The sequence below is a fragment of the Caulobacter sp. D5 genome (genome assembly GCF_003185805.1).
Lineage (GTDB): Bacteria > Pseudomonadota > Alphaproteobacteria > Caulobacterales > Caulobacteraceae > Caulobacter.
On sequence record NZ_QHJY01000084.1, the window covers coordinates 1 to 7,061 of the forward strand.

Sequence of the window (7,061 nt, forward strand, 5' to 3'; positions counted from 1 at the left end):
CCTCGGCGTCGACCGCTTCATGAGCGAGTGCCGGGCCCTGACCAACTTCATCGGCAACGCTGTCGCCACCATCGTCGTCAGCCGCTGGGAAAAGGCCCTCGACAAGGATGCCCTCGACGCCGCTCTGGCCGGTCACGCCACGCCGTCCGACGTCGAGCCGGTTCCGGCCGCGGCCGAGTAGCGATCCTTCCAGGCAGTCGGGCCGCCGAAGCGGCGGCCCCTTTCCTTCCTCTTCCTCCCGCGCCTGGCGTGGGAGCGGGAACCCACGCCCATGCGCATTCTCTTCGCCACCACGGCCCTCGTGGCCGTCGGCTTCGCCGGCGCCGCCCGCGCCGAGGACGCCGATCTCGCCGCCCTCAAGGCTCAGATCCAGCTGCTGCAAGCGCGGATCGACGTGTTGGAACGCCAGTCCGCTGTCGCTACCGCTGCTCCCGCCGCCGCGCCGATCGCGACCCTCCCGACCACCTCGTCGCCGAAACCGGCCGCCGAGCCCCTCCGCTGGGAGAACTCGCCGCGCTTCACCGACGCTTCGGGTTCGACCTTCAAGCTGCGCGGCCGCATCCTGCTGGACGCCGTCGATGCGGTCGCCGAGCGCGACGGCGTCGCCGACTATCACGCCCGCCAGTTCAAGGCCCGGCAGCTGTTCCTGGGCGTTGAGGGCCAGACCGGCCGCTGGGGCTATCGCCTGGAAGGCGGCGCGGTCAGCGGCGGCGCCTGGAGCTGGGACGACGCTATCATAGAGTACAAGCTCGACGCCCAGACCTCGCTGCTGGCCGGCAACCAGAAAGCCGCCTCGCTGGAGGGGCTGACCTCGTTCAAGTCGATCACCTTCATGGAACGCGGCGCCTATGGCGACGTGATCGACGCCGGCGACGCCCTGTCGCTGGAGGCCGTGCGTACCGGCTCCAACTGGTCGCTGTGGGGCGCCTTGCAGGGCGACAACATCAACAAGACCGACGCCACGGGCGGCTACGATCCCAACCAGGCCGTCGAGCGCCTGGGGGCCACCGTTCGCGCTACCTGGTCGCCGCAGCTTTCCGACGCCGACCGCCTGCACCTGGGCGCCTGGCTGCGTCGCCGCGATCGGGGAGGGGAGACCGGCTTCACCTATTCGGCGGCGGCCAACACCGCTTTCAGGTCCCAGACCTCGTCGGGTGCGACCCTGTTCTCGACCGGGGCGGTCGGCGACGGCGACACCACGGTGGGGATCGAGGCCGCCTGGATCCACCGCGCGCTGTCGCTGCAAGGCGAGGCGGCCCGGATCAAGGTCGACCGCATCGCCACCAATCTCAGCTCCACCCTGGGCGGGCCGGACTTCGACATCGTCACCGCCTACGCCTCGGCCAGCTGGTTCGCGACCGGAGAGACCCGGCCCTACAATCCCAACGGCTCGTTCGGTCGGATCAAGGTCGCCCATCCGCTCGACAAGGGCGGCCTGGGCGCGCTGGAGTTGGCCGCCCGCTACGACTACGCCGACTTCAGCGACATGGCCGCCAACGGCGTCGCCACGCTGGCCTCGCAGACCGGCCTTTCCACGGCCGGGACCTACAAGGCCGTCACTTTCGGGGCCAACTGGTATCCCTATTCCTATGTGCGCCTGACCGGGAACCTGACCCGGGCGACCATCGAAAACCGCCTGATCGCCGGCTCCCAGCTGGACGCCGACGTCACCGTCGCTCAGGCCCGCTTGCAGTTGGAATTCTAGAGCCGGACAGCCCGCTGACGGGATCGATGTCGATCCCGCCAGCGGACCCGAAAGCTAGAGTTTGACCACCTGACCCGTGCGGGCCGACTGGCCGGCCGCCTCGGCCAGGGCCAGGGCCTCGACGCCGTCGGCATAGCCGATCGCCGGCAGGGCCTCGCCGCGGATGATCTGGGCGAAGTGCGCCATTTCCCGGCGATAGGCTTCGGCGTAGCGGTCGAGGAAGAAGTTCTGGAAGGCGTCGCTGGCCGCGCCGGCCTCGCCCCAGACCGAGACCGTGCTCTCGGTGACGTTGTCGGCCCGGACCAGGCCCTTGGAGCCGAAGGCCTCGATGCGCTGGTCGTAGCCGTAGCCGCTGCGGCGGCTGTTGCTGATCATGCAGATCTTGCCCGAGCCAGTACGCAAAAGGATCTTGGCGGTGTCGACATCGCCCGCCTCGCCGATGGCGGGATCGACCAGGCAGCTGGCGGCGGCGAACACCTCGGTCACCGGCTCGTCCAGCAGCCAGCGGGCCATGTCGAAGTCATGGATCGCCATGTCCTTGAACAGGCCCCCCGACACCTTGACGTAGGCCACCGGCGGCGGGGCCGGGTCGTGGCTGGTGATGTGCACCGTCTCCAGCGCGCCGACCGCCCCGGCCGCCAGCTTCGCCTGCAAAGCCTGGAAGCTGGGGTCGAAGCGGCGGTTGAAGCCCAGGAACAGCTTCACGCCCGGCGCGCCCAGTTCGGCGGCGGCCGAGCGGGCGCGGGCGAGGTCCTGGTCGATCGGCTTTTCGCAGAACACCGCCTTGCCCGCCGCCACGGCCTTCAGGCTGTAGTCGAGGTGGGTGTCGGTCGAGCTGGCGATGATCACCCCGGCCACCGACGGATCGTTCAGCGCCGTGCCGAGGTCGGAGACCTGGGCGCCGGTTTCGGCGGCCAGCGCCTCGGCCGCCGCGGCGACGGGGTCCACCACATGCTTGAGACGCAGGCCAGCCTGGCCGGCGACGTTCTTGGCGTGGATGCGGCCGATGCGGCCCGCGCCGAGGATGGCGATGTCGTGCATGGGAACCTTCAAGGTCTCGGTGGATTGAGCGCAGGAGCGGGCGGCGTGTCCGTCGCCTGACCGTTCGATCGCGTCGTCTCGACCATGATCGCTCCCTCGTCCGGCTCATGACGCGGCCGGGACTTCGTGTTCCTGTAGCCTGGAATAAAAATTCCCTCTACGGGTAAAGTGGAATTCCTGGTCGTAAGTTGAACCCTGGCGTTCACGCGCGGAACGGATATTCTAATTTGACCGATCGGACTGTGGGGCGCGGATGACGGACGAAATCATGGCGGCGAACGCTCCCGCCAGCGCGGATGAGCTGCGGGCGGCGATCCTCGAACGCTACGAGACGCTCAGCAAGCGCTTGCAGCAGATCGCCCGCTACGCGTTGGACGAGCCCAACGAGATGGCCCTGGAGACCCTGGCGGTGATCTCCGAGCGATGCGGCGTGCAGCCGTCGGCCATCGTGCGCTTCGCCAAGACCTTCGGCTTCCCCGGCGCCAGCCAGATGCAGCGGCTGTTCCGCGACGGCCTGCTGTCGGGCCACTCGGCCCTCGGCTATGGCGAGCGGGTGCGCCACTTCAACGAGGCCGTGGCGCGCAAGCCCGAGAGCGGCGCCGACGTGCTGTCGGAGTTCGTCGAGGGCAACACCCTGGCGCTCCAGAACCTCGGCCAGACGGTCAGCGAAGCTGACATGGCCAAGGCCGTCGCCCTGATCGACAAGGCTGAGACGGTCTATGTGGTCGGCTTCCGCCGCTCGTTCCCGGTGGCCTCGTACCTGGCCTATTCGCTGCAGCAGGTGAACAAGCGCACCCTGTTCATCGACGGGGTGGCGGGACTGACGAAGCAGCAGGTCCAGACCATCGGCCCCAAGGATCTGCTGATCGCCGTCAGCTATCACCCCTATGCCGAGGAGACGGTGCAGGCCGTCGAGATGGCGGTGCAGCGCGACGCCAAGGTGCTGTCGATCAGCGACAGCCTGGTCAGCCCGATCGCCAAGCCGGCCGAACTGGTGCTGCACGTGCGCGAGTCCGAGGTGCGGACCTTCCGCTCCCTGGCCGCCTCGATCTGCCTGGCCCAGGCCCTGGTGATCGGCTTCGCCTTCGAGGCCAACAGGGAAAAGGGCAAGAAGCGCAAGGCCGGCTAAAGCGTGCGTTCCATTCTCGCTCAAAAATGAAATGAATGTTGCGAGATTTTGGGACTTAGAATATGCGTTACATGGCGCCGACGGGGAGGTCGGTCAGAAAAAAGTAGCGTGGAACCGGAATGGCGCACGACGAAAAGGCCCTTGATCTCATCACCGTCGGCCGTTCCTCCGTCGACCTCTACGGCCAGCAGAGCGGCGGCCGGCTGGAGGACATGTCCTCCTTCGCCAAGTATCTGGGCGGCAGCCCGACCAACACCGCCGCGGGCGGCGCGCGCCTTGGCCTGAAGACGGGTCTGCTGACCAGGGTCGGCTCTGACCACATGGGCCGCTTCATCCGCGAGCAACTGGTCCGCGAGGGTGTCGACGTCGCCGGCGTGCTGTCCGACCCCGACCGCCTGACCGCTCTGGTGATCCTGGGCATCCGCGACCGGGTGAACTTCCCCCTGATCTTCTATCGCGAGAACTGCGCCGACATGGCGCTGCTGCCCTCCGACGTCGACGAGGCCTGGATCGCCAGGGCCGGCGCGGTGCTGATCAACGGCACTCACCTGTCGCAGCCCAATGTCTACGAGACCAGTCTCAAGGCCGCGCGCGCGGTGAAGGCGGCCGGCGGCCGGGTGGTCTTCGACATCGACTACCGCCCCGTGCTGTGGGGCCTGGCCGGCAGAGACGCCGGCGAGAACCGCTTCGTCGAGAACCGCCAGGTCACCGAGAAGCTGCAGGAGGTGGTGGCCCTCTGCGACCTGATCGTCGGCACCGAGGAGGAGATCCATATCCTCGGTGGTTCGACCGACACCATCGCCGCCCTGCGCGCGATCCGTGGCGGGGCACCCGGCGCGCTGCTGGTCTGCAAGCGCGGGCCCGACGGCTGCGTGGCCTTCCCGGGTGCGATCCCCGACAGCCTGGACGAGGGCGTCAGCGCGCGCGGGTTCAAGGTCGAGGTGTTCAACGTGCTGGGGGCCGGCGACGCCTTCATGGCCGGCTTCCTGCGCGGCTGGCTGCGCGGCGAAAGCGTCGAGACCTGCTGCGAATGGGGCAACGCCTGCGGGGCGATCGTCGTCTCGCGGCACGGCTGCACGCCTGCCATGCCGACCTGGGTCGAGCTGGAGGCCTTCCTGTCCGACCGCGAGCGGCCGTTCCGCCTGCGCGAGGACGTGGAGCTGGAGCACATCCACTGGGCCACCACCCGCGACCGCGTCTATGACGAGCTGACCGTCCTGGCCGTCGACCATCGCAGCCAGTTCCTCGACCTCATCGCCGAGACCGGCGGCGATCCCGAACGCATCCCGCACTTCAAGGCCCTGGCCCTGCGCGCGGTCCAGGCCGTGGCCGGCGGCGACGAGAGCCGCTTTGGCCTGCTGCTGGACGGCCGCTTCGGGTTCGACGCCTTGGCGCAGGCCGCCGACCACGACTACTGGATCGCCCGTCCGATCGAGCTTCCCAAGTCGCGGCCGCTGGAGTTCGAAAGCTCGGCCGACGTGGCCACGGAGCTGGTCGAGTGGCCGGCCAACCAGATCGTCAAGTGCCTGGTCTTCTATCACCCAGACGACGAGGTCGAACTGCGCGAGCGGCAGGAGCGCCAGCTGCTGCGGTTGTTCGACGCCTGTCGCAAGACGCGCCACGAACTGCTGCTCGAGCTGATCCTGCCGCCAGGCATGCAGAGCGACAGCCGCACCGTGGCGCGCGGCGTGCGCAGGCTCTACGACCTGGGCATCCGCCCCGACTGGTGGAAGCTGGAGCCCCTGACCGACCCGGCCGCCTGGCGCGAGATCGAGATCGCCATCCGCGAGAACGACCCGCTCTGCCGCGGCGTGGTGCTGCTGGGGCTGTCGGCGCCGGAGGCCGAACTGGTCGCGTCGTTCGAGGTCGTCGCGCCGTTCCCGATCGTGAAGGGCTTCGCCGTGGGGCGGACCATCTTCTACGACGTGGCCCGCGATTGGCTGGCCGGCCGCATCGACGACGAAGCGGCCGTCGCCGCCCTGGTGAGCAAGTTCAAGGTGCTGGTGGACGCCTGGAAGCGTCTGCGCAGCGCCGCCGAGAAAGCCGCGTAGATGGCCACCATACGTCTCACCGCCGCCCAGGCGACCGTCCGTTGGCTCTCACAGCAATATGTCGAGACCGGCGAGGGCGTGCTGCCGTACTTCGCCGGGGTCTGGGCGATCTTCGGCCACGGCAATGTCGCCGGCCTGGGCGAGGCTCTGCACGGCGCCCGCGACGTGATGCCGACCTGGCGCGCCCACAACGAGCAGGGCATGGCCCACGCCGCCATCGCCTTCGCCAAGCAGTCGCGGCGTGAGCGGGCCATGGTCTGCACCACCTCGATCGGGCCGGGCGCGACCAACATGGTCACCGCCGCCGCCCTGGCCCACGTCAACCGCCTGCCGGTGCTGTTCCTGCCCGGCGATGTCTATGCCAGCCGCCGGCCCGATCCCGTCCTCCAGCAGATCGAGGACTTCGGCGACGCCACGGTCAGCGCCAACGACTGCTTCCGGCCGGTCTCGCGCTATTTCGACCGCATCACGCGCCCCGAGCAGATCCTCGACGCCCTGCCGCGCGCCCTGGCGACCATGCTCGACCCGGCGATCTGCGGTCCGGCGACCTTAGCCTTCTGCCAGGACGTCCAGGCCGAGGCCTTCGACTATCCGGAAGCCTTCTTCGCCAGGAAGGTCTGGCGCATCCGCGCGCCGCGTCCCGATCTGCGCGAGCTTGCCGACCTCGTCGCCCTGATCAAGGCGGCCAAGCGGCCGCTGGTCGTGGCCGGCGGCGGGGTGCTCTACGCCCGCGCCGAAGCAGCGCTGGCCGACCTCGTCTACGCCGCCGGCCTGCCGCTCGCCGAGACGCAGGGCGGGAAGGGGAGCCTGGCCTGGGATCACCCGCTGAACCTCGGCGCGATCGGGGTCACCGGCACGAGCGCCGCCGTCGCCGCCGCCGAGCAGGCCGACCTCGTTGTCGGCATCGGTACGCGCCTGCAGGACTTCACCAGCGGCTCCCGCGCCCTGTTCGGCGCGCCGGACCGCAAGCTGGTCCAGGTCAACGTCGCCCCGCACGACGCCCACAAGCACGGCGCGGTCAGCGTGGTCGGCGACGCCAAGGCGGTGGTCGACGCGCTCGCGCAAGCCCTGGACGGCTGGCGCGCGCCTGACGCCTGGACGGCCGAGGCGACCGGCGGCGTCGCCGGCTGGAACG

General features: G+C 69.4%; 5 protein-coding genes and 1 pseudogene. 5 read left to right on the forward strand and 1 reads right to left on the reverse strand.

What is annotated here, in order from left to right; all coding sequences use genetic code 11:
• Both DMC18_RS06335 and DMC18_RS06340 read left to right on the forward strand, forming a co-directional pair.
• Positions 1-181 (forward strand): annotated as a pseudogene (locus DMC18_RS06335) (C4-dicarboxylate transporter DctA); the annotation flags it as partial.
• Positions 182-271: 90 nt separating this feature from the next.
• Positions 272-1,705, forward strand: a complete 1,434-nt coding sequence (locus DMC18_RS06340) for an OprO/OprP family phosphate-selective porin (protein ID WP_110132776.1) — start codon at positions 272-274, stop codon at positions 1,703-1,705.
• Between the two features lie 54 nt (positions 1,706-1,759).
• Here the strand turns inward: DMC18_RS06340 and iolG are convergent, their stop codons facing one another.
• Positions 1,760-2,746: an inositol 2-dehydrogenase gene (gene iolG / locus DMC18_RS06345; RefSeq protein WP_110117722.1), complete on the reverse strand. Its 987-nt coding sequence runs from the start codon at positions 2,744-2,746 to the stop codon at positions 1,760-1,762.
• A 253-nt stretch (positions 2,747-2,999) separates the two neighbouring features.
• Here iolG and DMC18_RS06350 point away from each other — a divergent pair, with 253 nt between their 5' ends.
• From DMC18_RS06350 to DMC18_RS06360, 3 genes are all read left to right on the forward strand, one after another.
• A complete protein-coding gene (locus DMC18_RS06350; RefSeq protein ID WP_110117721.1) occupies positions 3,000-3,875 on the forward strand; it encodes a MurR/RpiR family transcriptional regulator in 876 nt (291 codons plus the stop codon).
• A gap of 119 nt (positions 3,876-3,994) precedes the next feature.
• Complete coding sequence (gene iolC, locus DMC18_RS06355) at positions 3,995-5,926, forward strand: 5-dehydro-2-deoxygluconokinase (protein WP_110117720.1); 1,932 nt, start codon at positions 3,995-3,997, stop codon at positions 5,924-5,926.
• The coding region (locus DMC18_RS06360) for a thiamine pyrophosphate-binding protein (RefSeq protein ID WP_255580282.1) at positions 5,927-7,061 on the forward strand (1,135 nt) is incomplete at its 3' end. It abuts the gene before it with no gap.

Bases quoted from the DNA above. Each gene is read 5' to 3' on its own strand.
- DMC18_RS06340 (WP_110132776.1), top strand. From the start codon at position 272: ATGCGCATTCTCTTCGCCACCACGGCCCTCGTGGCCGTCGGCTTCGCC.
- iolC (WP_110117720.1), top strand. From the start codon at position 3,995: ATGGCGCACGACGAAAAGGCCCTTGATCTCATCACCGTCGGCCGTTCC.
- iolG (WP_110117722.1), bottom strand. From the start codon at position 2,746: ATGCACGACATCGCCATCCTCGGCGCGGGCCGCATCGGCCGCATCCAC.
- DMC18_RS06350 (WP_110117721.1), top strand. From the start codon at position 3,000: ATGACGGACGAAATCATGGCGGCGAACGCTCCCGCCAGCGCGGATGAG.